The 2,304-nt window shown below is 71.2% G+C and carries 2 protein-coding genes; both read left to right on the forward strand.

Annotated elements, in window-relative coordinates:
* A partial coding sequence (locus BIV01_RS12685; protein ID WP_139199346.1) for an ATP-dependent metallopeptidase FtsH/Yme1/Tma family protein occupies positions 1 to 1,224 on the forward strand: 1,224 nt, incomplete at its 5' end.
* A 6-nt stretch (positions 1,225 to 1,230) separates the two neighbouring features.
* Positions 1,231 to 2,205, forward strand: a complete 975-nt coding sequence (gene folP / locus BIV01_RS12690; RefSeq protein ID WP_083414018.1) for a dihydropteroate synthase — start codon at positions 1,231 to 1,233, stop codon at positions 2,203 to 2,205.
* Positions 2,206 to 2,304: the final 99 nt, after the last annotated feature.

Genomic DNA, 2,304 nt, shown 5'->3' on the forward strand with positions numbered 1-2,304 from the left:
ATCGTCTTCATCGACGAGATCGACGCCGTGGGTCGTCACCGTGGCGCCGGCATCGGCGGCGGCAACGACGAGCGCGAGCAGACGCTGAACCAGCTCCTCGTCGAGATGGACGGCTTCGACGGCAAGACCAACGTGATCCTCATCGCGGCGACGAACCGTCCCGACGTCCTCGACCCGGCGCTCCTCCGCCCCGGTCGCTTCGACCGCCAGATCGGCGTCGACGCCCCTGGACTCGCCGGCCGCCAGCAGATCCTCGAGGTGCACGCGAAGGGCAAGCCGCTCGCCGCGAGCGTCGACCTCGAGCTCCTCGCCCGCAAGACGCCGGGCTTCACCGGCGCCGACCTGGCGAACGTCCTGAACGAGGCCGCGCTCCTGACGGCCCGCTCGAACGCGCAGCTCATCGACAACCGCGCCCTCGACGAAGCCGTCGACCGCGTCATGGCCGGACCGCAGCGCCGTACGCGCATCATGTCCGACCAGGAACGCCTCATCACGGCCTACCACGAGGGTGGTCACGCCCTCGCGGCCGCTGCCATGCGCCACACCGACCCGGTGACGAAGATCACGATCCTCCCGCGCGGCCGTGCCCTCGGCTACACGATGGTGCTCCCGCTCGAGGACAAGTACTCCGTCACCCGCAACGAACTGCTCGACCAGCTCACCTACGCCATGGGTGGTCGCGTCGCCGAGGAGATCGTCTTCCACGACCCGACCACGGGTGCGTCGAACGACATCGAGAAGGCCACCGGTACCGCGCGCAAGATGGTCACCGAGTACGGCATGAGCCGTGCCGTCGGGTCCGTCAAGCTCGGCTCCGGGTCGAGCGAGCCGTTCGTCGGTCGCGACATGAGCGGCGGGACCAGCCGCGACTACTCGGAGAACATCGCCGAGACGGTCGACGCCGAGACCCGTGCCCTGCTCGAGGCCGCGCACGACGAGGCCTACCAGGTGCTCAACGACAACCGCGACATCCTCGACCGTCTGGCCGGCGAGCTCCTCGAGAAGGAGACCCTCGACGCCCCGGAGCTGGTGGAGATCTTCAAGGACGTCCGCAAGCTGCCGGAGCGCCCGCAGTGGCTCTCCAGCGACAAGCGTCCGGTGAGCAACCTGCCCGCCATCGAGGTGCCGGGCAAGGCCGCCTCGACCGCGTCCGAGCAGTCCGACCACGAGTCGTCGAAGCCCCGTCGCCGTCCCTTCGGCAACCCGGGTATCGCCCCCGCGTAGGCCGGCATGACGGACCTGCCGACGAGGCGCTCGCGTCGGCTCGCCGAGGTGAGCCAGGCGCGGGCCGCAGCAGCCGAGCCGCCGACGGTCGCGATCGACCTCCGGGCACCAGCACCGGTGCCGGAGATCGTGACCGGTCGACGGCGCGACCGTGACCGCGGTGCGCCGGCCGACGACCGGACCCGGGTGATGGGGATCCTCAACGTCACGCCGGACTCCTTCAGCGACGGCGGTCTGCACCAGGCGTACGACGCCGCGGTGCAGCACGCCCGTGAACTCGTCGCCGCCGGGGCCGACATCGTCGACGTCGGTGGGGAGTCGACCCGGCCGGGGTCGGAGCGCGTCCCCGTCGAGGCCGAGCAGCAGCGGGTGCTCCCGGTCGTGCAGCAGCTCGTGGCCGAGGGGATCACGGTGAGCGTCGACACGATGAACGCCTCGACCGCCGAGCGTTCGGTGGACCTCGGCGCCGCCATCGTGAACGACGTCTCCGGTGGGCTGGCCGACGACGACATGGCGCGAGTCGTCCGTGACACGGGTGCCGGGTTCGTCGTCATGCACTGGCGCGGGCACAGCGACCGGATGTACCGCAACGCCGAGTACGTGCACGCCGTCGACGAGGTCCGGCGCGAGGTCGAACTCCGCGTCGCCGAGCTCATCGTCCTCGGGGTGCGCCAGGAACAGGTCGTCATCGACCCGGGCCTCGGCTTCGCCAAGCAGGGCGTGCAGAACTGGGAGATCCTGGCGGGCTACGAGCGGTTCGCATCGATCGGCCTGCCGGTGCTCGTCGCCGCCTCACGCAAGCGCTTCCTCGACGGGGTCGGCAGCGCTGCCGGTGCCGCCCCGAAGGAGCGCGACCTCGCCACCGCCGCCATCAGCCTGCTCTCCGCCGAGCGCGGGGCGTGGGGTGTGCGCGTGCACGACCCGGCACCGACCCGTGCCGTGCTCGACGTCTGGGACGCCTGGAGGGCAGCTCGATCGTGAGGGACACCATCCGACTGACCGGGGTCCGCGCACGCGGCCACCACGGGGTCTTCGACCACGAGCGCGCCGACGGCCAGGACTTCGTGGTCGACGTCGCCG

It is taken from the genome of Curtobacterium sp. MCBA15_013 (genome assembly GCF_001865095.1).
GTDB lineage: Bacteria > Actinomycetota > Actinomycetes > Actinomycetales > Microbacteriaceae > Curtobacterium.

Excerpts from the sequence above, each read along its gene's own strand:
- folP (WP_083414018.1), top strand. The coding sequence starts at position 1,231 with ATGACGGACCTGCCGACGAGGCGCTCGCGTCGGCTCGCCGAGGTGAGC.